The 20,641-nt window shown below is 71.8% G+C and carries 20 protein-coding genes; 13 read left to right on the top strand and 7 right to left on the bottom strand.

Annotated features, from left to right (window positions below):
• Nucleotides 1-21: 21 nt before the first annotated feature.
• Nucleotides 22-315, bottom strand: coding sequence for an MTH1187 family thiamine-binding protein (locus AB0P17_RS16325; protein ID WP_365811444.1), 294 nt, complete (start codon nucleotides 313-315; stop codon nucleotides 22-24).
• Entirely contained in the window at nucleotides 312-656 is a 345-nt protein-coding gene (locus tag AB0P17_RS16320; RefSeq protein WP_365811442.1) for a DUF3817 domain-containing protein, read from the bottom strand. The genes AB0P17_RS16325 and AB0P17_RS16320 overlap by 4 nt, the downstream gene beginning before the upstream one ends.
• Before the next feature lie 264 nt (nucleotides 657-920).
• Between AB0P17_RS16320 and AB0P17_RS16315 the strand changes: the two genes are divergently transcribed.
• The 4 genes from AB0P17_RS16315 (at nucleotide 921) to AB0P17_RS16300 (ending at nucleotide 3,617) form a co-directional block, all read left to right on the top strand.
• Nucleotides 921-1,559: an AIM24 family protein gene (locus AB0P17_RS16315; RefSeq protein WP_365811441.1), complete on the top strand. Its 639-nt coding sequence runs from the start codon at nucleotides 921-923 to the stop codon at nucleotides 1,557-1,559.
• Complete coding sequence (locus AB0P17_RS16310; protein WP_365811439.1) at nucleotides 1,559-2,209, top strand: AIM24 family protein; 651 nt, start codon at nucleotides 1,559-1,561, stop codon at nucleotides 2,207-2,209. Before AB0P17_RS16315 ends, AB0P17_RS16310 begins: the two co-directional genes overlap by 1 nt.
• Before the next feature lie 29 nt (nucleotides 2,210-2,238).
• Complete coding sequence (locus AB0P17_RS16305) at nucleotides 2,239-3,000, top strand: AIM24 family protein (protein WP_365811538.1); 762 nt, start codon at nucleotides 2,239-2,241, stop codon at nucleotides 2,998-3,000.
• A gap of 140 nt (nucleotides 3,001-3,140) precedes the next feature.
• Nucleotides 3,141-3,617, top strand: a complete 477-nt coding sequence (locus AB0P17_RS16300; protein ID WP_365811437.1) for a MarR family transcriptional regulator — start codon at nucleotides 3,141-3,143, stop codon at nucleotides 3,615-3,617.
• Between the two features lie 54 nt (nucleotides 3,618-3,671).
• Here the strand turns inward: AB0P17_RS16300 and AB0P17_RS16295 are convergent, their stop codons facing one another.
• Complete coding sequence (locus AB0P17_RS16295) at nucleotides 3,672-5,216, bottom strand: HAMP domain-containing sensor histidine kinase (RefSeq protein ID WP_365811435.1); 1,545 nt, start codon at nucleotides 5,214-5,216, stop codon at nucleotides 3,672-3,674.
• A complete protein-coding gene (locus tag AB0P17_RS16290; RefSeq protein WP_365811433.1) occupies nucleotides 5,213-5,875 on the bottom strand; it encodes a response regulator transcription factor in 663 nt (220 codons plus the stop codon). Before AB0P17_RS16290 ends, AB0P17_RS16295 begins: the two co-directional genes overlap by 4 nt.
• A 116-nt stretch (nucleotides 5,876-5,991) precedes the next feature.
• Here AB0P17_RS16290 and AB0P17_RS16285 point away from each other — a divergent pair, with 116 nt between their 5' ends.
• The gene (locus tag AB0P17_RS16285) at nucleotides 5,992-6,720 is read left to right on the top strand and encodes a PepSY domain-containing protein (protein WP_365811431.1); all 729 of its coding nucleotides are present in this window, start codon (nucleotides 5,992-5,994) and stop codon (nucleotides 6,718-6,720) included.
• 132 nt (nucleotides 6,721-6,852) lie between these two features.
• On the opposite strand, the gene meaB is transcribed toward AB0P17_RS16285, so the two are convergent.
• Together meaB and AB0P17_RS16275 are read right to left on the bottom strand one after the other, a co-directional pair.
• Nucleotides 6,853-7,806, bottom strand: a complete 954-nt coding sequence (gene meaB, locus AB0P17_RS16280) for a methylmalonyl Co-A mutase-associated GTPase MeaB (RefSeq protein WP_365811430.1) — start codon at nucleotides 7,804-7,806, stop codon at nucleotides 6,853-6,855.
• Between the two features lie 103 nt (nucleotides 7,807-7,909).
• Nucleotides 7,910-9,112 (bottom strand): acetyl-CoA C-acetyltransferase, encoded by a 1,203-nt coding sequence (locus AB0P17_RS16275; RefSeq protein WP_365811428.1) that lies wholly within the window; start codon nucleotides 9,110-9,112, stop codon nucleotides 7,910-7,912.
• A 222-nt stretch (nucleotides 9,113-9,334) separates the two neighbouring features.
• Between AB0P17_RS16275 and mce the strand changes: the two genes are divergently transcribed.
• From mce to AB0P17_RS16240, 7 genes are all read left to right on the top strand, one after another.
• Complete coding sequence (gene mce, locus AB0P17_RS16270) at nucleotides 9,335-9,763, top strand: methylmalonyl-CoA epimerase (RefSeq protein ID WP_365811426.1); 429 nt, start codon at nucleotides 9,335-9,337, stop codon at nucleotides 9,761-9,763.
• Nucleotides 9,764-9,922: 159 nt separating this feature from the next.
• Entirely contained in the window at nucleotides 9,923-13,645 is a 3,723-nt protein-coding gene (gene scy, locus AB0P17_RS16265; protein WP_365811424.1) for a polarized growth protein Scy, read from the top strand.
• 134 nt (nucleotides 13,646-13,779) lie between these two features.
• Nucleotides 13,780-14,718 (top strand): cellulose-binding protein, encoded by a 939-nt coding sequence (locus AB0P17_RS16260; RefSeq protein WP_365811422.1) that lies wholly within the window; start codon nucleotides 13,780-13,782, stop codon nucleotides 14,716-14,718.
• 252 nt (nucleotides 14,719-14,970) lie between these two features.
• Nucleotides 14,971-15,891: an ATP-binding cassette domain-containing protein gene (locus AB0P17_RS16255; protein ID WP_365811421.1), complete on the top strand. Its 921-nt coding sequence runs from the start codon at nucleotides 14,971-14,973 to the stop codon at nucleotides 15,889-15,891.
• Between the two features lie 2 nt (nucleotides 15,892-15,893).
• Nucleotides 15,894-16,673: an ABC transporter permease subunit gene (locus AB0P17_RS16250; protein ID WP_365811419.1), complete on the top strand. Its 780-nt coding sequence runs from the start codon at nucleotides 15,894-15,896 to the stop codon at nucleotides 16,671-16,673.
• A 158-nt stretch (nucleotides 16,674-16,831) separates the two neighbouring features.
• Nucleotides 16,832-17,986 carry an ABC transporter ATP-binding protein gene (locus tag AB0P17_RS16245; protein ID WP_365811417.1) on the top strand — a complete coding sequence of 385 codons (1,155 nt, stop codon included), beginning with the start codon at nucleotides 16,832-16,834 and terminating at the stop codon, nucleotides 17,984-17,986.
• Entirely contained in the window at nucleotides 17,983-18,939 is a 957-nt protein-coding gene (locus tag AB0P17_RS16240; protein WP_365811416.1) for an ABC transporter permease, read from the top strand. Before AB0P17_RS16245 ends, AB0P17_RS16240 begins: the two co-directional genes overlap by 4 nt.
• A 55-nt stretch (nucleotides 18,940-18,994) precedes the next feature.
• Here AB0P17_RS16240 and AB0P17_RS16235 read toward each other — a convergent pair whose 3' ends face one another.
• Nucleotides 18,995-19,324 (bottom strand): ATP/GTP-binding protein, encoded by a 330-nt coding sequence (locus AB0P17_RS16235; protein ID WP_365811414.1) that lies wholly within the window; start codon nucleotides 19,322-19,324, stop codon nucleotides 18,995-18,997.
• A gap of 210 nt (nucleotides 19,325-19,534) precedes the next feature.
• Here AB0P17_RS16235 and AB0P17_RS16230 point away from each other — a divergent pair, with 210 nt between their 5' ends.
• Nucleotides 19,535-20,563 carry an LLM class flavin-dependent oxidoreductase gene (locus AB0P17_RS16230; RefSeq protein WP_365811412.1) on the top strand — a complete coding sequence of 343 codons (1,029 nt, stop codon included), beginning with the start codon at nucleotides 19,535-19,537 and terminating at the stop codon, nucleotides 20,561-20,563.
• Nucleotides 20,564-20,641: the final 78 nt, after the last annotated feature.

Raw genomic sequence — 20,641 nt, 5'->3', positions numbered from 1 at the left:
GCGCCCGGCGGACAGCCCGCGTCAGGCGGAGAGGTGGCGCTCCACCGTCTCGACCTTCGAGGTGAGGCCGTCCGTGACGCCGGGTCTGATGTCGGCCTTGAGGACGAGCGAGACGCGTCCGGCGCGCGCCTCGACAGCGGCGACGGCGCGCTTGACCACGTCCATCACCTCGTCCCACTCCCCCTCGATCGAGGTGAACATGGCGTCCGTACGGTTCGGGAGTCCGGAGGCGCGGACGACGCGGACGGCGTCGGCGACGTACTCGCCGACGTCCTCCCCGACGCCGAGGGGCGAGACGGAGAAGGCGACGATCATGCGTTCACCGTACCCTCGCGGCGGGCGCGGGAGGCGATGACCGCGTCGTCGGCGGCGCGCTTGAGCTTGCGCTCGGCGAAGAAGCCGCCGGCGGGCAGGACGGAGAGCACGAAGTAGAGGGCCGCAGTGCCGAAGGACCACTTGGTGCGGTTCCAGGCGTCCAGCCAGAAGATCACGTAGAGAACGAAGAGCAGGCCGTGGACGGCACCCATCACGGGGACCGCGTTGAACTCCGTCGTCCGCTTGAGGACCGAGCAGACGAGCAGCAGGAGGAAGGAGACGGCCTCCGGCGCGGAGACCAGGCGGAGGCGGTGGAGGGAGGAGGCGGTCTTGATGTCCACGAGGAAGGCACCTTCGTCTTCGGGGGCAACGTGAGGGCAGAAGCAGGCGCTCCGTGGCGCACACGATCTTGTGAATGCGCGCACAAGCGTTTCCTCATTGTGACAGCCCCGCTTTGCCCGACCGTTATCAGGGGTCGGGTCGGCCCCTTTCGGAGCCCGGTCGGGTCGGCCCGTCTCAGGGTCGGGTCGCCTCCGGGACCGCTCCGGGACGTGTCGGGGCCACGGGCCCTGTTCCGTGTCGGCGGCGCCGGATACCGTCGAAGCGTGGCTCAGTTCCGACTGCAAGGCAGCAAGGTGCTCGCCGTCGACCTGACCGGCGACGCCGTGAAAGCGAAGAACGGCTCGATGGTCGCGTACGACGGCCGGATGACCTTCAAGAAGATGACCGGGGGCGGTGACGGACTGCGCGGGATGGTGACGCGCCGCCTCACCGGTGAACAGATGACCGTGATGGAGGTGAAAGGCCAGGGCACGTGTTTCTTCGCCGACCGGGCGAGCGAGATCAACCTCGTCTCCCTCCACGGCGACAAGCTCTATGTCGAGGCGAGCAATCTCCTCTGCACGGACGCCGGACTGCGGACGGGCACGGCCTTCACGGGGCTGCGCGGGGGCGCGACGGGAAATGGCTTGTTCACGACCACGGTCGAGGGCACGGGGCAGGCGGCGATCATGTCGGACGGTGAGGCGGTGGTCCTGCGGGTGTCACCGCAGTACCCGCTGTACGTCGACCCCGGCGCGTACATCGCGCACCAGGGCAACCTCCAGCAGAAGTTCCAGTCGGGGGTGAACTTCCGGACCGTCATGGGCGAGGGCTCGGGCGAGTCCTTCCAGATCCGGTTCGAGGGCGACGGTCTGGTCTATGTGCAGCCGAGCGAGCGGAACACGATCGGGGGCGATGTCTGATGCCGTTCCGCGAGATCAACTCGAAGATGGTCGAGGCGACGGTGGCGCCCGGGCAGAAGCTGTTCAGCCAGCGGGGCGCGATGCTCGCGTACCGGGGCGAGGTCAGCTTCACGCCGAACATCCAGGGCGGCCAGGGCGGGCTGATGTCGATGATCGGACGGCGGGTGGCCAACGAGGCGACCCCGCTGATGACCGTCGAGGGCAGCGGCACGGTGATGTTCGGGCACGGCGGCCACCACATCCAGGTGATCAACCTGGCGGGCGACACGCTGTACGTGGAGGCGGACCGGCTGCTCGCCTTCGACGGCACCCTCCGGCAGGGCACGATGTTCATGGGATCGCAGGGCGGCGTGATGGGCATGGTGCGCGGCCAGGTCACCGGCCAGGGGCTCTTCACGACCACGCTCAAGGGCCACGGCGCGGTCGCGGTGATGGCACACGGCGGGGTGATCGAGGTGCCGATCTCCCCGGGGCGGGACGTCCATGTGGACCCGCAGGCGTACGTCGCCCACCACGGCGACGTACGGAACAAGCTCTCCACCGCGCTCGGCTGGCGCGACATGGTGGGGCGGGGCTCGGGTGAGGCGTTCCAGCTGGAGCTGAGCGGCAGCGGTGCGGTGTTCGTCCAGGCGTCGGAGGAGAAGCTGTGAGCGGCGGAGACACGCGCGCCGGTTGGGGTATCCCCAGGGCCCCTGGGCCCGAGGGGACTTTTGATCCGGTGACGCTGCCGAGCGACGACAACGTCAACGCGTACACCTTCTGTGTGGAGTTGAAGGGGAGCCAGTGGTTCCTCCAGAAGGGCAAGATGATCGCCTACTACGGGCAGATCAACTTCGACGGCATCGGCCACGGCCGATTCGAGCCGCTGGTGCGCAGCAGCTTCCACTCGCCGCTGCACGCGGCGGACTGGGTGGTCGCGGAGGGCAGCGGGAAGATGCTGCTCGCCGACCGCGCCTTCGACGTCAACTCCTTCGACCTGGAGGAGGGCAATCTGACGATCCGTTCGGGGAATCTGCTGGCCTATCAGCCGTCGCTGGCGCTCAAGCAGTCGATCGTGCCGGGCTTTCTGACCCTGATCGGGACGGGGAAGTTCGTGGCGGCGTCCAACGGGCCCGTGGTCTTCATGGAGCCGCCGCTGCGGGTGGATCCGCAGGCGCTGGTCGGCTGGGCGGACTGCCCCTCCCCCTGCCACCATTACGATCATGGCTATATGTCCGGTGTGCTCGGCGGTATCCGCTCGCTCACGGGGATCGGGGGCGTCTCGGGCGAGGAGCATCAATTCGAGTTCGTGGGGGCCGGTACGGTGCTGCTGCAGTCGACGGAGACGCTGATGGCGGAGCAGCCGACGGGCACGGCGCCCCCGGAGCCGGGGATGCCCGGCGGCGGCCATTCCTCCGGACAGGGAGGACTTGGTGATCTCCAGCGCCGCTTCGGTCTGTGAGCGGTAGTCTGCGGAGTGTGACGTCGAACGCGTGCACCCTTCCCGTGGCGCGTCCGCGCGGCCCTTCGGGTGCCTGGCGTCACACGTACCACCCCCTCATATTTCGTCCAGAATTCAACTTCTTAGGTAGAATCGATTACATGGAGACCGAGACGGCCACCCGCTGGCTGAGCGATGCGGAGCAGTGCGCCTGGCGCACCCACCTGGATGTCAGCAAGCTGCTGACGCACCAGCTGGAGAAGGATCTCCAGCCGTTCGGACTGACCATGAACGACTACGAGATCCTGGTCAATCTCTCGGAGTCGGCGGAGCGGCGCATGCGGATGAGCGATCTCGCCGCCATCACCCTCCAGTCCAAGAGCCGGCTCTCCCACCAGATCACCCGGATGGAAACCGCGGGGCTGGTGCGCAGGGAGAACTGCGAGTCCGACCGGCGCGGGCTCTTCGCGGTCCTGACCGACCAGGGCATGGAGACGATGCAGCGGGTCGCCCCGCACCATGTCGAGTCCGTACGGCGCCACTTCATCGATCTGCTCTCACCGGAGGCGCTGGCGGAGCTGCGGACGTCGCTGGCCCCGGTCGCGGAGCAGCTCCGCGGCCGGCGCGGCAAGATCTGAGCCGGCGGGGGCCGGGCCCGGGGCCGCCCCCGTGCGCCGGCGCGCGGCGAAGGCCTACGGGCCGGCCTCGCCCGGGCCGGTCACGGCGGGCAGCCGGAGCTCGAAGAGGGCGCCGCCCGACGGCGCCCGGCCGACGGTGAGGGTGCCGCCGTGCCGCTCTGCCACGTCCCGGGCGATGGCCAGCCCGAGACCGGCCCCGCCGTCGTCCCGGCTGCGGGCGTCGTCGAGCCGGACGAACCGTTCGAAGATCCGCTCGCGCTCCGCCTCCGGCACCCCGGCGCCGTCGTCGGCGACCGCGAGCACCACCCAGGCGCCCACCCGGCGCACCGACGTCTCGACCGAACCGGCCGCGTGCCGCTGGGCGTTGTCGAGGAGATTGCCGAGCACCCGCGCCAGCTGACCGCGCGAGCCCACCACCTCGAACCCCTCCCGGGCCCGCACGGCGACCGGGAAGCGGTCCGTCGCCCGCTGTGAGACCTCCTCGCGGACCAGCGCGCCGAGGTCGGTCCTGGTACGCCCCGGCCGCTCTCCCGCGTCCAGCCGCGCCAGCATCAGCAGGTCCCCGGCGAGCTGTTGGAGCCGTACGGTGTCCGCGACCGCGCCCGGCACATCCAGCAACCCCGGGTGGGCGTGCCCCACTTCGAGCTGGGTGCGCAGGGAGGCGATGGGGCTGCGCAGCTCGTGCGAGGCGTCCGCGACGAAGCGGCGCTGCCGTTCCACCGCCGCCTCCAGCGCGGTCAGCGTCTCATTGGTGGTCCGGGCCAGCCGGGCCACCTCGTCCCGGGTGGCGGGTTCGGGCACCCGCCGCGACAGGTCCTCGGAGGCGGTGATGGCCGCCATCTCGCTCCGGATGCCCTCCACCGGCCGCAGCGCGCGGCGCGTGACCAGCCAGGTCACTCCCCCGACGACCAGCAGCAGGACGGGCAGGCCCAGCAGCATCGCGACGGCGGTCGTGTTGACCGCGCTCCGCCGGTCGGCGAGGGTCGCGCCCGCGTGCACGACGACCGTCCGGCCGGTGCGGTCGGTGGCCTCGACGGTCGCGAAGCGGTAGTCGTCCGCCGTTCCCTCGACCATCGCTCTCCCGTCGCTGTACGCCGTGGTGTCGTCGATCTCCCCCACGGCGGGGTCGTCGTCCCCGCCCTTCCCGCCGCCGTGGTCGTCGCCGCCGTCGTCGTCGGAGTCGTCATCATCCTCGGAGCCGCCGGACCGGTCGGAGCCGTCGGAGCCGCCCGTGCGGGCGGTCCCCGCCGGATCCGGCGGGGACCGCGGCGCCTCGACCGCGGGGACACCGGAGCCGCTGATCCGCTGCAGCCCCTCGCTGAGGGTGAGCAGCCGCCCGTCCTCGTCGGTGACCAGCACGGGGCTGTCCTCGGCGTCCGGCAGCTCCAGCTTGGCGTACGGGGTGCGGTCGGGGGCCTGGGCGGCGATGTCCAGGGCGACCTCACGCGCCGCCCGGTCCGCGGCGCGCTCCGCCTGACCGGTGAGGTTCACGCGCAGCGAGAGCAGGACGGCGACGCCCGCGGCCACCAGCGCCACCGCGACGACCGCGGTCGCGCCGAGCGACGCCTTGGCCCGTACGGACGAGAAGCGGCCGCTCACCGCGCGACCAGCCGGTATCCGGCGCCGCGTACCGTCTGGATGGACGCGGCGCCGAGCTTGCGGCGCAGCGCGCTGACGTAGACCTCGATGATGTTGGGATCGCCCTCGTAGGCGAAGTCCCAGACGTGCTCCAGGATCTCCGGCTTGCCGACGACCTGCCCGGCCCGTACCGCCAGTTGCTCCAGTACGGCGAACTCCTTGGCGGTGAGCGCCACTTCCGTACCGTCGCGGAAGACCCGGCGGGCGGCCGTGTCCACGCTGAGGGCGCCGATGCGCAGCACGGGCGAGGCACCGGCCGTACCGCGGCGGCGCAGCAGCGCCTTGACCCGGGCGACGAGGACGACGTAGGAGAACGGCTTGGTCAGATAGTCGTCGGCGCCCGTGTCGAGCCCCTCCGCCTCGTCGTACTCGCCGTCCTTCGCGGTGAGCATCAGGATCGGTACGTCGTGGCCGGCGGCGCGCAGGGCGGCGCAGACCCGGTAGCCGTTCATGCCCGGCAGCATGATGTCGAGGACGACCAGGTCGTAGACGCCCTCACCGGCGCGGTGCAGCCCTTCGAGGCCGTCGTGTACGACATCGACGGCGAATCCCTCGGCGGTCAGGCCCTTGGCGAGTGACACCGCGAGCCGCTTCTCGTCCTCCACGATCAACAGGCGCATGCGCACAGCTTCGCAAACGGATCCTGAAGATCACTTCAGCTGACTTCAGCCTGGCTTCAGGTTCCGTACGGCAGATTGAAGGCGTTCGACACGGACCGACTCGGGAGGCCCTCCTCATGAAGCGCAACATCGTCATCGCAGCGATCACCGCGGCGGCCCTGATCGGCGGGGGTACGTACACGGCCGCGGTCGCACTCAGCGGCGACCGCGGGAACGACGACGCGGCGCCGGTACTGCCGGTGGTCACCGCGACGCCGTCGCCCTCGGACAGCGCGTCGGACGACCCCGGGGACGACCGCGGCGGCCGGGACGGCGGCGCGGACGACGACTCCTCGCCGGCCCCCGCCCCGACGCGGACGGCGACCGCGGCCCCGGCCCCCGCGCCGGCCGCGCCCCGGCCGGAGCTCTCCGCGGCCCAGGCCGTCGCGGTGGCGCTCGCGGCGCATCCGGGTGCGGTGTCCTCGGTGGAGGCGGACGACGACGTGGCGGCCGGTGCCGCCGACCGGTGGGAGATCGATCTGCTCGCCGAGAACGGCCGCTGGCTGGAGCTGCGGATCGACGCGCGGACGGGGACGGTCCGGGTGGATCGGGACGCCAACAGTGCCGATGACGACAGCGACGACCGTGCTGCCCTGCGCGCCGCCAAGGTCGACGTCCGGCGGGCGATGACCGCCGCGCTCGCCTCCGTCCCCGGAACGGTGACCTCGGCGGAACTGGACGACGACCGGGGCGGGCCCTGGGAGGTCGACGTGCGCGGCAAGGACGGCCGTACGCACGAACTGAACGTCAACTCGACGACCGGCAAGGTGTCGGTGGACCGCGACGATGACGGGGACGACGACTGACGTCGGCGGGCGTCGGCCGGTTGACGGAGAGTCGGCGGGGGCCTTCCGATGCGCCGGACGCACCGGAAGGCCCCGGACGGACCGGAAGGCCCCGGACGGACCGGACGGACCAGGCCGACCAGGCCGACCGGGTTACGAAGTGATCCCCGCGACCAGTTCGTCCGCCGCCGTGTACGGGTCCAGCTCCCCCGCCACGATGCGCTCGGCCAGGGCGTCCAGGCGCCGGTCGCCGTGCAGGTCGCCGATGCGCCTGCGCAGCGCGGTGACCGCGATGGTCTCCACCTCGTGGGCCGCGCGACGGGCCCGGCGCGCGGCGAGGACGCCGTGCTCCTCCATCCAGGCGCGGTGCTTCTCCAGCGCCTCCACCACCTCGTCGATGCCCTCGCCCCGCGCGGCGACGGTCTTCACGATCGGCGGGCGCCAGTCGCCGGGGCCCCGGGACTCGCCGAGGCCCAGCATGTGGTTGAGCTCGCGGGCCGTGGCGTCGGCCCCGTCCCGGTCAGCCTTGTTGACCACGTACACGTCGCCGATCTCCAGGATCCCCGCCTTGGCCGCCTGGATCCCGTCGCCCATGCCGGGCGCGAGCAGCACCACCGAGGTGTCGGCCTGCGAGGCGATCTCGACCTCCGACTGGCCGACCCCCACGGTCTCCACGATGATCACGTCGCACCCCGCCGCGTCCAGCACCCGGATCGCCTGCGGGGCCGCCCAGGCCAGCCCGCCGAGATGGCCGCGGGTCGCCATCGAGCGGATGTAGACGCCCGGGTCGGAGGCGTGCTCGGACATCCGGACCCGGTCGCCGAGGAGCGCGCCGCCGGAGAAGGGCGAGGAGGGGTCGACCGCCAGTACGGCGACCCGCCGGCCCGCCCGGCGGTACGCGGAGACCAGCGCCGAGGTCGAGGTCGACTTGCCGACGCCCGGCGATCCGGTCAGGCCGATGACGTACGCGTTGCCCGCGAGCGGGGCCAGCGCCGCCATCACCTCGCGGAGCTGCGGGGACGCCCCCTCGACGAGGGAGATCAGCCGGGCCACGGCCCGCGGCCGGCCCTCGCGTGCCTGGGCCACCAGCCCGGGGACGTCCTGCATCACAGCTCCGTTCCTGTCGTTCTCCGGTCCGGCCGGCCACCACGTGGCCCGTGCGGGTCACGCTCGTTCGGGTCACGCTCGTCCGCGTACGGCCGACGTCCCGTCAACGGCCCGGCACGCGGACGATCAGCGCGTCCCCCTGGCCGCCGCCCCCGCACAGCGCCGCCGCTCCGGTGCCGCCGCCGCGCCGCTTCAGCTCCAGGGCCAGGTGGAGGACGAGCCGGGCGCCCGACATCCCGATCGGGTGGCCGAGAGCGATCGCGCCGCCGTTCACGTTCACCTTTTCCGGGGACACCCCGAGGTCCTTCATCGACTGCACGGCGACCGCCGCGAACGCCTCGTTGATCTCGATGAGGTCCAGCTCGTCCACGCCGAGACCGGCCTTCTCCAGGGCGTGCCAGATCGCGTGGGACGGCTGGGACTGGAGGGAGTTGTCCGGGCCCGCCACATTGCCGTGCGCGCCGATCTCGGCCAGCCACTCCAGGCCCAGCGCCTCGGCCTTCGCCCGGCTCATGACGACGACCGCGGCCGCGCCGTCGGAGATCTGCGAGGAGGTGCCCGCCGTGATCGTGCCGTCCTTCGCGAACGCGGGGCGCAGCCGGGCCAGCGACTCCACGGTGGTCTCGGCGCGGATCCCCTCGTCCTGCGAGAAGAGCACCGGTTCGCCCTTGCGCTGCGGGATCTCGACCGGGGTGATCTCCGCGTCGAACACGCCGTTCTTCTGGGCGGCGGCGGCCCGCTGGTGGGAGAGCGCGGCGAACTCGTCCTGCGGGGCGCGGGCGATGCCGAGGCGGGTGTTGTGCTTCTCCGTGGACTCCCCCATGGCGATGGACTCGAAGGAGTCGGTCAGCCCGTCGTACGCCATGGAGTCGAGCATCTCGACGGCGCCGTACTTGTAGCCCTCGCGGGACTTGGGCAGCAGATGTGGCGCGTTCGTCATCGATTCCTGGCCACCCGCGACGACGATGTCGAACTCACCCGCGCGGATGAGCTGGTCGGCCAGCGCGATCGCGTCGAGCCCGGAGAGGCAGACCTTGTTGATGGTGAGCGCGGGAACGTCCATCGGGATGCCGGCCTTGACGGCGGCCTGGCGGGCCGGGATCTGCCCCGCACCGGCCTGGAGCACCTGGCCCATGATCACGTACTGCACCTGGTCGCCGCCGATACCGGCCCGCTCCAGGGCGGCCTTGATGGCGAATCCGCCCAGGTCGGCGCCGGAGAAGGTCTTGAGCGAGCCGAGGAGCCGTCCCATGGGGGTACGGGCGCCGGCGACGATCACGGAGGTGGTGGTGTTCGTTCCAGACATGGGACGCGATCCCCTTTTGTGTGCGGCTGCGTGCGGCGTGAGGAGGGAGCTGAGGAGGAAGTTTGCGGGAGAGGACGGAAGGAGGGGGAGGGAAATGAGCGGACAACCGTGTGAACGGCGGTTCACATCAAATGTACTGAGCCACACACCCTCGGGTCACCCGGCGGCGCGTGTGATCGCGCGCACGTTGCGTAATCACCCCCGTACCGCTGCACTGTCACCATGCTGACGCGAATCGACCACATCGGAATCGCCTGTTTCGACCTCGACGCGACGGTGGAGTTCTACCGGGCCACCTACGGCTTCGAGGTCTTCCACACCGAGGTCAACGAGGAGCAGGGCGTACGCGAGGCCATGCTCAAGATCAACGAGACGTCCGACGGCGGGGCTTCGTACCTTCAGCTCCTCGAACCCGTCCGGGAGGATTCACCCGTCGGCAAGTGGCTGGCGAAGAACGGGGAGGGCGTCCATCACATCGCGTTCGGGACCGCGGACGTGGACGGGGACGCCCAGGCCGTGCGTGACAAGGGTGTACGGGTTCTCTACGACGAGCCGCGCACCGGCTCGATGGGGTCGCGCATCACCTTCCTCCACCCCAAGGACTGCCACGGCGTACTCACAGAACTGGTCACCTCCCGCCCGGAGCACTGACCTTAAGGATTCCCGGCCCGGTAGAGTGGCGCTTCCGGGCCGGGGCCGGGCCGGGGCCGCGCCCCTGTCGTCTATCTGTCACCATTCCCCCGGGGGTCCGTTCGCCGAGAACGGTGCCCAATAGGGCAGTTGCGACCAGGGGACGGATGGGACCGCGCAGTGCGGGGCTACGAAAGCCAGCAGGGCCACCGAGCTGAGGACGACCACCTCTCGCGGTTCGAAGCCGAGATGGACCGGCTGAAGACCGCGCGGGAGAAGGCCGTCCAGCACGCCGAGGACCTCGGTTACCAGGTCGAGGTGTTGCGCGCCAAGCTCCACGAGGCACGGCGCGCTCTGGCGACCCGTCCTTCGTCCTCGTACGACAGCGGCGACCTCGGCTACCAGGCCGAACAGCATCTGCGGAACGCCCAGATGCAGGCCGAGCAGATGCGCCAGGAGGCCGAGCGCGAACTGCGGGAGGCGCGCGCCCAGACACAGCGCATCCTCCAGGAGCACGCCGAGCACCAGGCGCGGCTCCAGGCGGAGCTGCACACGGAGGCCGTCCAGCGGCGCCAGCGGCTCGACCAGGAACTGGCGGAGCGCCGGCAGACCGTCGAGTCCCACGTCAACGAGAACGTCGCCTGGGCCGAGCAGCTCCGTGCCCGTACGGAGGCCCAGGCCAGGCGGCTGATGGACGAGTCACGCGCCGAGGCCGAGCAGTCGCTCGCCGCGGCGCGCGCGGAGGCCGCGCGGGTCGCCGACGAGGCGCGGCGCCGGCTGGGTTCCGAGGCCGAGGCGGCCCGGTCCGAGGCCGAGGCGCTGCTGCTGCGGGCCCGCAGGGACGCCGAGCGGATGCTGAACGCCGCGTCCACGCAGGCACAGGAGGCCAGCAGCCACGCCGAGCAGCTCCGCACCTCCACCACCGCCGAGGCCGACCAGGCCCGCCAGCAGGCCACCGAGCTGAGCCGCGCCGCCGAGCAGCGGATGCAGGCCGCCGAGGAGCGGATGCGGGAGGCCCGCGCCGAGGCCGAGAAGGTCGTCACGGAGGCGAAGGAGACCGCGACCAAGCGGCTGGCGAGCGCCGAGTCGCAGAACGAGCAGCGCACCCGTACGGCCAAGTCCGAGATCGCCCGGCTGGTCAACGAGGCGACCAAGGAGGCCGAGGCCACGAAGGCGGAGGCCGAGCAGGCCCTCGCCGACGCCCGCGCCGAGGGCGAGAAGCTGGTCTCGGAGGCCGCCGAGAAGGCCCGTACGGTGGCCGCGGAGGACACCGCGGCCCAGCTCGCCAAGGCGGCCCGTACCGCCGAAGAGGTCCTGACGAAGGCGTCCGACGACGCGCAGGCCACCACCCGCTCGGCGAGCGAGGAGGCCGACCGGATCCGCCGCGAGGCGGAGGCCGAGGCGGACCGGCTGCGCGGCGAGGCGGCCGAGCAGGCCGACCAGCTCAAGGGCGCGGCCAAGGACGACACGAAGGAGTACCGCGCCAAGACGGTCGAGCTCCAGGAGGAGGCGCGCCGGCTGCGCGGCGAGGCCGAGCAGCTCAGGGCCGACGCGGTCGCCGAGGGCGAGCGGATCCGCGGCGAGGCCCGCAGGGAGGCCGTCCAGCAGATCGAGGAGGCGGCCAGGTCCGCCGAGGAACTGCTGACGAAGGCGAAGGCCGACGCCGACGACGTACGCAACGGGGCGACGACCGAGAGCGAGCGGGTACGCACCGAGGCCATCGAGCGCGCCTCGACGCTGCGCCGCCAGGCCGAGGAGACCCTGGAGCGCACCCGCGCCGAGGCGGAGCGGCTGCGCGAGGAGGGCGAGGACCTCGCCGAGGTGATGCGGGCCGCCGCCGAGCAGGCCGCCACGGAGCTGCGCGAGGAGGCCGAGCGGGGTGTCGAGGCGCGCAAGGCCGAGGCGGCCGGCGAGCTGACCCGGCTGCACACCGAGGCCGAGCAGCGCTTCGCGTCCGCCGAGGAGGCGCTGGCCGACGCGCGCGCCGAGAGCGAGCGGATCCGCCGCGAGGCGGCCGAGGAGGCAGAGCGGCTGCGCGCCGAGACCGCGGAGCGCAGCCGTACGCTCCAGGCGCAGGCCGAGGGGGAGGCGGAGCGGCTGCGCACCCAGGCGGCCCAGGACGCCTCGGAGTCCCGCGCCGAGGCGGAAAACGCGGCGGTACGGCTGCGTACGGAGGCCGCCACGGAGGCGGAGCGGCTCAGGACCGAGGCGCAGGAGACCGCCGACCGGATCAGGGCGGAGGCGGGCGCCGCCGCGGAGCGGGTCGCCGCCGAGGCCGCCGAGGCGCTCGCCGCCGCGCAGGAGGAGGCGAGCCGCCGGCGCCGCGAGGCCGAGGAGACCCTGGCGGGCGCCCGCGCGGAGGCGGAGCAGGAGCGCGAGCGCGCCCGCGAGCAGAGCGAGGAGCTGCTCGCGTCGGCCCGTAAGCGCGTCGAGGACGCGGGCACCGAGGCACAGCGGCTGGTCGGCGAGGCCGACTACCGCGCCACGGAGCTGGTGGCCGCCGCGGAGCAGACCGCCCAGCAGGTACGGGACGCGGTCGCGGGGCTGCACGACCAGGCCGAGCAGGAGATCCTGGCGCAGCGGGTCGCCGCCGAGCAGGCCGCGGACCAGCTCAGGGCGGAGACGCGCGAGGAGGCGGAGCGGGTCCGCGCGGAGGCCTACGCGGAGCGCGAGCGGGCCGCCGAGGAGGCGCACCGGCTCCGTACCCGCTCCCAGGAGGAGTCGGAGGCCGCGCAGGCGCTCGCCGAGCGCACCGTGGGCGACGCGATCGGCGAGGCGGAGCGGGTGCGCGCCGACACCGCCGAGTACGCGCAGCGGGTACGGACGGAGGCGTCGGAGGCGCTGGCTGCGGCGGAGCAGGACGCGTCCCGCAGCCGCGCCGAGGCCCGCGAGGACGCCAACCGGATGCGGAGCGACGCGGCCGGGCAGGCCGACCGGCTCATCGGTGAGGCGTCGGGCGAGGCCGAGCGGATGCGCGCGGAGGCCGCGGAGACGGTGCGTGCGGCACAGCAGGCGGCGGAGCGGATGCGCGCCGAGGCGGAGCAGCACAAGCGGGAGAGCGAGGCCACGGCCGAGCGGGTCAGGAACGAGGCGCAGGAGGAGACGGACTGGCTGCTGGACGAGGCGCGCAAGGACGCGGCGAAGCGCCGTGCCGACGCGGCCGAGCAGGCGGACCAGCTCGTCAACAAGGCCCAGGAGGAGGGACTGCGCGCCGCGACCGAGGCCGAGAAGCAGGCAGACGCGCTGGTGGGCGCGGCCCGCAAGGAGGCGGCCCGGATCACCTCGGACGCGACGGTCGACGGCAACTCCCTGGTGGAGCAGGCCCGTTCGGACGCGAACGAGCTGCTGGTCGGGGCTCGCCGGGACGCGACGGCGATCCGGGAGCGGGGCGAGGAGCTGCGCCGGCGCGTCGAGAACGAGATCGAGCAACTCCACGAGCGGGCGCGGCGCGAGACGTCCGAGCAGCTCAGGACGGCGGGCGAGCGCGTCGACAAGCTGATGAAGGCCGCCGACGAGCAGCGCGCCGAGGCCGAGCAGAAGGCCAAGGAGCTGGTCGCGGACGCCAATTCGGAGGCGAGTTCGGTCCGGATCTCGGCGGTGCGCAAGGCGGAGGGACTCCTCAAGGAGGCCGAGCAGAAGAAGGCCACCCTGGTGAGGGAGGCCGAGCAACTGCGCGCCGAGGCCGCCTCGGAGGCCAAACACATGGTGGCCGAGGGCAAACGCGAGCTGGAAGTCCTGGTGCGCAGACGCGAGGACATCCAGGCCGAGATCTCCCGGGTCCAGGATGTGCTGGAGGCGTTGGAGTCGTTCGAGGCACCGTCAGGAGGCGGGAAGGACAATCCCGTCAAGGCGGGCGCAGCGGCCGGAACCACCCGTTCGAGTAGCAAGTCCTCTGACAGTTAGTGCCTCAGGGGGGCGACGTGCCACTCAAAAGGCTGGACATTCTCCATATCAAACCTGCATCGGCTCGATGACACGCCGCTTAGGCCCCTAGGATTCCCCCTATCACCTCACCGGTCTCATTCGACAGGAACCCCATGAGCGACACTTCCTCCCCATTCGGCTTCGAGCTCGTGCGGCGTGGTTACGACCGCGGTCAGGTGGACGACCGCATTACCAAACTCGTCGCCGACCGTGACAGTGCACTGGCCCGCATCACCTCTCTCGAAAAGCGCATCGAGGAACTCCACCTTGAGACGCAGAACGCCCAGGCGCAGGTCAGCGACGCGGAGCCGTCGTACGCCGGCCTCGGCGCCCGCGTCGAGAAGATCCTCCGCCTCGCCGAGGAGGAGGCGAAGGACCTGCGCGAGGAGGCCCGTCGCGCGGCGGAACAGCACCGTGAGCTCGCCGAGTCGGCGGCCCAGCAGGTGCGCAACGACGCCGAGGCGTTCGCCACCGAGCGCAAGGCGAAGGCCGAGGACGAGGGCGTCCGTATCGTCGACAAGGCGAAGGGCGACGCGCAGACGCTGCGTTCGGACGCGCAGAAGGACGCGCAGTCCAAGCGCGAGGAGGCCGACGCGCTCTTCGAGGAGACCCGTGCCAAGGCCGCCCAGGCCGCCGCGGACTTCGAGACGAACCTCGCCAAGCGGCGTGAGCAGTCGGAGCGCGACCTGGCGTCCCGTCAGGCGAAGGCCGAGAAGCGCCTGGCGGAGATCGAGCACCGCGCCGAGCAGCTTCGTCTGGAGGCCGAGAAGCTGCGTACGGACGCGGAGCGCAGGGCCCGTCAGACCGTCGAGACGGCGCAGCGTCAGTCCGAGGACATCGTGGCGGACGCGAACGCCAAGGCCGACCGGATCCGCAGCGAATCGGAGCGCGAGCTGGCGGCGCTCACGAACCGCCGCGACTCGATCAACGCCCAGCTCACCAACGTCCGCGAGATGCTGGCGACGCTGACGGGTGCCGCGGTGGCCGCCGCCGGTTCCCCGGCGGACGACGAGCCGATCTCCCGCGGGGTCCCGGCGCAGCAGTCGCGCTGAGCACCCGGGCCCGCCGCGTACGGGCCCGATCGCACGAAGCCCCCCGTCACTCCGGTGGCGGGGGGCTTCGTGCGCGCTCAGGGCCTGTGTGGAGTTCTCGCGTGGGAGAAGGAGCGGGGTCTGGTGCCTGTGATCGCAAGGCGGAGGAGGGCGGCGATGCGGAGCATCGTCAACCGACGACAACGCCGCGAGCACGGGTGCCAGGGCACGCGACGCCGCGCGAGAACTCCACACAGGCCCTAGGTTGGCCGCATGATCGAGGTAGAGGGGCTGACCAAGCACTTCGGCCGCAAGGTCGCGGTCGATCGCCTCTCCTTCCAGGTCAGGCCCGGAGTGGTGACGGGCTTTCTCGGGCCCAACGGGGCGGGCAAGTCGACCACGATGCGGATGATGCTCGCTCTGGACAATCCGACCGGCGGCTCGGTCCGGATCGACGGAAGGCACTACCGGGAGCTCGCGGAACCGCTCAAGCACATCGGGGCGCTGCTGGAGGCCGGGTCCGTGCACGGGGGCCGCACCGCCGCCAACAACCTCCGCTGCCTGGCGCAGAGCAACCGCATCCCGGAGAGCCGGATCGCCGAGGTCCTCGACGTGGTCGGGCTGACCGCGGTGGCGCGGAGGAAACCGAAGGGGTTCTCCCTGGGGATGGGACAGCGGCTCGGTATCGCGGCGGCGCTGCTCGGCGATCCGAAGATCTTGATGTTCGACGAGCCGGTGAATGGTCTGGACCCCGAGGGAATCCACTGGATCCGCAATCTTATGAAGGCGCTCGCACAGGAAGGACGCACGATCTTCGTATCCAGTCATCTGATGAGTGAAATGGCCCTGACCGCAGATCACTTGATCGTCATCGGGCAGGGCAGACTGCTCGCGAACACCTCGATGGCGGACTTCATCCACGCGAATTCACGGAGTTACGCGCGCGTGCGTTCCCCGCAGCGCGAAGAGTTGAAGGACATGCTGCACCGGGCGGGTTTCCGGGCGCTCGACGCGGGCGGCGGCGGGCTGGAGATCGACGGGGCGACGACGGAGGAGCTGGGCGAGCTGGCCGCCCGGCACGGGATCGTGCTGCACGAGCTGAGCGCCCAGCGCGCCTCCCTCGAAGAAGCGTTCATGCGGATGACCGCGGAGTCGGTGGAGTACCACGCCCGCGGGGCCGGCGAGAGGGGCTGACCATGGCATCGGTTCCCGCGGTCCTCCGCTCCGAGTGGACCAAGATCCGTACGGTCTCCTCCACAACATGGACGCTGATCAGCGCCCTGGTCGTGACGGTGGCCCTGGGCGGGGCGCTCTCGGCGGTGCTGAACTCCCAGTTCGGCACCCTCTCCGAGATGGAGCGGGCGGCCTTCGACCCGACGTACACCAGCTTCTCCGGGATGGTGCTCGGGCAGCTCGCGATGGTGGTCTTCGGAGTGCTGGTGGTCGGCTCCGAGTACAGCTCGGGCATGATCCGCGGTTCGCTGGCGGCCGTGCCGCGGCGCGGCACGTTCCTCTTCTGCAAGATCCTGGTCGCCGGGGTGCTGGCCCTGGTGGTCGGGGTGATCACCGGCTTCGCGGCGTTCTTCCTCGGCCAGGCGCTGCTCGGGACGCACGGCACGGGCATCGGCGAGCCGGACGTCCTGCGCGCGGTGATCGGCAGCGGTCTCTACATGACCTTGATCGCGCTCTTCGCGATGGGGGTCACCGCGATGCTGCGCAGCTCGATCCTCTCGCTCGGCGTCCTGATGCCGTTCTTCTTCCTCGTCTCGCAGATCCTGGCGGCCGTCCCGGGCACCAGGACCGTCGCCCGCTACTTCCCCGACCAGGCGGGACGCCAGATCACGCAGGTGGTGCCGGGCGCCGTGAACTCGTCCGCGGCGCCGTACGGCCCGTGGGAGGGGCTGGGGATCATGGCATTGTGGGTGGTGGCGGCGCTGGCGGGCGGCTATGCCGTACTGAAGAAGCGCGACGCGTAGGGGGCGGGGCGCGGGAGCCGCCGGGGCGGGCCGACTTCTCCGCCGGAACGACTTGGCCGGAACCATCAGCGCGTGGATATCCTCCTTACTCAAACGGGGGCCTTCGGCCCGGACCGGCGACTGCCCCGACGACCTGACCTGTCGATGGGGCTGGAAGAATGATCGAGGCAGTCGGCCTGACGAAGCGCTACGGCGCCAAGACGGCCGTGTACAACCTTTCCTTCCAGGTGCGACCGGGTCATGTCACCGGGTTCCTGGGCCCCAACGGCTCCGGCAAGTCCACGACGATGCGGATGATCCTCGGCCTCGACCGGCCCACCAGCGGCCACGTCACGGTCGGCGGCCACCCCTTCCGGCAGCTCCCGAACGCGCCCCGGCATGTCGGCGCGCTCCTCGACGCCAAGGCCGTGCACGGCGGGCGCAGCGCGCGCAACCACCTCCTCTCGCTCGCCCAGCTCTCCGGGATCCCCGCGGCCAGGGTCGACGAGGTCCTCGGCGTCGTCGGCCTCCAGGACGTCGCCAAGCAGCGCTCCAAGGGCTTCTCGCTCGGTATGGGGCAGCGGCTCGGTATCGCGGCGGCGCTCCTCGGCGACCCTCAAGTGCTGCTCTTCGACGAGCCGGTCAACGGTCTCGACCCCGAGGGCATCCTCTGGGTCCGCAATCTGATGAAGAAGCTCGCGAGCGAGGGCCGTACGGTCTTCGTCTCCTCGCACCTCATGAGCGAGATGGCGGTGACCGCCGACCACCTCATCGTGATCGGCCGGGGTCAGCTCCTCTCCGACATGAGTGTCAAGGACTTCATTTCGGCCAACTCGGCCGACTTCGCCAGGGTCCGCACCCCGGAGGACGACGGGCCCGAGCAGCGGGAGAAGCTGACCTCGGCGCTCACCGGCGCGGGCGGCCAGGTGCTCTCCGAGCCGGACGGCGCGCTCCGGGTCACCGGACTTCCGCTGCCCCGGATCAGCGAGCTGGCGCACGGCGCGGACGTACGGCTCTGGGAGCTCTCCCCGCACCAGGCGTCACTGGAGGAGGCGTACATGCGGCTGACGCAGAGCGCCGTGGACTACCGCTCCACGGCCGACGCCCTCGCCGGCTTCGTCCCGCCGCCCCAGCCGCCCGGCTACGGGCCTCCGCAGGGGTACGGGGCCCCCGGGCCGGGTCAGCACGGCGCCGTGACGCCCGTGGTCCCCGAGGTGCCGCAACAGGGCTGGTTCCCCCCGCCGCCGCCCGGACCGAACCCGTACCAGCAGGACGCCCCGGCCCCCGTCGCGCAGCCGGCGACGAAGCGCGACACCAGCGAGGACGCCCAGTGACCACTCCGCCGACTCCGTCCACTCCGCCGACCCCGTCCACTCCGCCGACCCCGTACCAGCAGCCGCAGCCTCAGCCGCAGCAGCCCCAGGCCCCGGCCCCTCGGCAGCCCGTCCCGTCCCAGGGGCACGTTCCGCACCAGCCGGCGCCGTACGCCTCGCCGATCCCGGCGCGGCGGGCCCACCTCGGCGACGCCCTGGTCTCCGAGTGGACGAAGCTGCGCTCCGTACGGTCCACGATGTGGTCCCTCGGCGTGATGATCCTGCTGATGGTGGGTATCGGGCTGCTCGCGGCGGTGATCGTCGCCGCCACCCGGGACGGCGTCGAGGGAGAGATCAACACCTCCGGTGAGTCCATGCTCACCCTCGGCTTCTTCGGGGTGCTGCTCAGCACGCTCTGCGTGATGACGCTCGGGGTGCTGACCATGTCCTCCGAGTACGGCACGGGCATGATCCGTACGACGCTCACCGCCTGCCCCAGCCGGGGCCGGGTGCTCGCCGCCAAGGCGCTGGTCTTCTTCGGCGTGGTCTTCACGGTCTCGACCCTGACCACGCTGGTCGTCGCCGCGCTCCAGATCTCGATCATCGACGCGTCCGCGCCCGCCACCTCCGAGTGGCTCCGCGCGACGGTCGGCGTCAGCCTCTACCTGTCGCTGCTCGGGCTGCTCTCCATGGCGGTCGGCGCGCTCGTCAAGCACTCGGCGGGCGGGATCACCGTGATGGTCGGCCTGGTGCTGGTGCCGCTCGTGCTCGCGATGTTCATGTTCTCCAGGTCGCTCAGGGGCGTCCAGGATTTCCTGTTCGCGTACTCGATCCCGAGCCAGCTCATCCAGTTCTACGGGGCCGCCTTCGGCGACCGGGGGCCGCACGGCTGGGCCCCGCTGTGGATCATCCTGGGGATGACGGCGATCGCGATGGCGGGCGCGTACTTCTCACTGGACCGGCGCGACGCGTAAGCCCTTCCGGCACGTCGGCCGGTACGCGGCCCAGCAGGCCGACCGGTACGCGGCCCTAGTACTTCGGCGCGTTACGGGACCGCTGCACCCGCGAGGTGCGGCGGTCCTTCGCGTTCCAGCAGGACTGGTGCCAGTGCCGCCGGTCGTCGACGCCGCCGTACTCGGGCCAGGCGACCACATGGGCCACCGCGGAGGGGATCTCCTGGTCGCATCCCGGGCAGCGGTACCGCTTGCCCACGGCACTTGCCCCGGCCACGTGGCGAACTGACCAATTCTCGCCCTGCCAGGTTTCCGATCGCTGGAAGCCGCCGTACCGGTCGCCCGACTCGGCGGCTCGGTCGGTCGGATTCTCGCCGCCTCGGGGGCGGTTGCGACGCGGGGACACGGGACACCTCACGGGGCAGACAGCAGGGACCGATTCCAGCCTACGGCCCGCTCCACCGGGCGGACGCCCTCCGAGACGCCCGGACCTCATCTTCGCAGAAGCCACTTACCGGACAATCGCACGAGTTTTGCGTCCGGCCGTGCCTTTGGCACGTGTCAGGCGTTGTTGCCAGTAGGGGGAGTCGCGTCGGCCGCAAGGAGGCAGTAGGCGATGCGTGTTGGAGCTTTTGTACTGGCCGCCCAGTTCCCGGGCCAGGGACAGGGGGAAGCGCTGCACCGGGCGGTGCGCACCGCGGAGCAGGCCGAGGAGTCCGGGCTCGACGCGGTCTGGCTCGCCGAGCACCACTTCGTGCCGTACGGCGTCTGCCCGTCGGCCGTGACACTGGCCGCGCTGCTGCTCGGCCGTACGCGACACATCCGGGTGGGTACGGCGGTCAGCGTGTTGCCGAACGTGCATCCGGTGGCGCTCGGCGAACAGGCCGCGCTGCTCCACGTCCTCTCCGACGGGCGGTTCACCCTCGGGGTGGGACGGGGCGGCCCCTGGGTCGACCTGGAGGTCTTCGGGACGGGGCTGAGCGCCTACGAGCGCGACTTCCCGGAGGCCCTGGAGCTGCTGCTGCGCTGGCTGCGGGAGCCGCGGGTGGCGGCCTCCGGGGAGCGGTACGCCTTCCGTGAGGTCCCCGTCGTACCGCGCACCGACGAGCTGACGCGCCCCGGCCGGGGACCCGAGACGATCATGGCCTGTACGTCACCCAGGAGCGTGCGGCTGGCCGCCCGGCACGGACTGCCGATGCTGCTCGGCATGCACTGCGGCGACGAGGAGAAGGCGGAGATGGTCGCCCTGTGGCGCACGCACGCGCGCGCGTGCGGCCTGGCGCCCGCCGAGATCGAGCGCGCCCCGCACGTGTCGGCCGGCGTGGCACAGATCGCCGATGCCCGCGCCTCGGCGGCGGAAACGCTGGTCAAGGCGATGCCCGGCTGGCTGCGCCAAGGGCTCGGCGCGCATGTGACGGTCGACGGCCGGGCGCGTTCGATGCGCGACCCGCTGGGGTACACGGAACTGCTCTGCGCCCTGCACCCGGTGGGCTCACCGAGGCTGGCGGCGGACCGGCTCGCGGCCACGGCGGAGCGTACGGGCATCACGCGCTTCGCGCTGCTCGTGGAGGGCTCCGGCGATCTGGCCGCGACGGAGGAGAACGTACGGCGCCTGGGGACGGAGGTGCTGCCGCTGCTCACCTGAGCAGGGAGAACCGGCGGAACGGGGAGGCCCGATGGGGGGAGGACCGGCGACGGCGTACGGAGTACTCACGGGACGTCC

Origin of the sequence: Streptomyces sp. NPDC088124 (genome assembly GCF_040685895.1) — a bacterium.
Classification (GTDB): Bacteria; Actinomycetota; Actinomycetes; order Streptomycetales; family Streptomycetaceae; genus Streptomyces.
The sequence above is the reverse complement of the archived record's forward strand: the minus strand, read 5'-3'. Positions and strand labels throughout refer to the sequence as shown.

Bases quoted from the DNA above. Each gene is read 5' to 3' on its own strand.
- AB0P17_RS16325 (WP_365811444.1), bottom strand. From the start codon at position 315: ATGATCGTCGCCTTCTCCGTCTCGCCCCTCGGCGTCGGGGAGGACGTC.
- AB0P17_RS16310 (WP_365811439.1), top strand. From the start codon at position 1,559: ATGCCGTTCCGCGAGATCAACTCGAAGATGGTCGAGGCGACGGTGGCG.
- AB0P17_RS16300 (WP_365811437.1), top strand. From the start codon at position 3,141: ATGGAGACCGAGACGGCCACCCGCTGGCTGAGCGATGCGGAGCAGTGC.
- AB0P17_RS16290 (WP_365811433.1), bottom strand. From the start codon at position 5,875: ATGCGCCTGTTGATCGTGGAGGACGAGAAGCGGCTCGCGGTGTCACTC.
- AB0P17_RS16285 (WP_365811431.1), top strand. From the start codon at position 5,992: ATGAAGCGCAACATCGTCATCGCAGCGATCACCGCGGCGGCCCTGATC.
- meaB (WP_365811430.1), bottom strand. From the start codon at position 7,806: ATGCAGGACGTCCCCGGGCTGGTGGCCCAGGCACGCGAGGGCCGGCCG.
- AB0P17_RS16275 (WP_365811428.1), bottom strand. From the start codon at position 9,112: ATGTCTGGAACGAACACCACCACCTCCGTGATCGTCGCCGGCGCCCGT.
- mce (WP_365811426.1), top strand. From the start codon at position 9,335: ATGCTGACGCGAATCGACCACATCGGAATCGCCTGTTTCGACCTCGAC.
- AB0P17_RS16260 (WP_365811422.1), top strand. From the start codon at position 13,780: ATGAGCGACACTTCCTCCCCATTCGGCTTCGAGCTCGTGCGGCGTGGT.
- AB0P17_RS16255 (WP_365811421.1), top strand. From the start codon at position 14,971: ATGATCGAGGTAGAGGGGCTGACCAAGCACTTCGGCCGCAAGGTCGCG.
- AB0P17_RS16250 (WP_365811419.1), top strand. From the start codon at position 15,894: ATGGCATCGGTTCCCGCGGTCCTCCGCTCCGAGTGGACCAAGATCCGT.
- AB0P17_RS16245 (WP_365811417.1), top strand. From the start codon at position 16,832: ATGATCGAGGCAGTCGGCCTGACGAAGCGCTACGGCGCCAAGACGGCC.
- AB0P17_RS16230 (WP_365811412.1), top strand. From the start codon at position 19,535: ATGCGTGTTGGAGCTTTTGTACTGGCCGCCCAGTTCCCGGGCCAGGGA.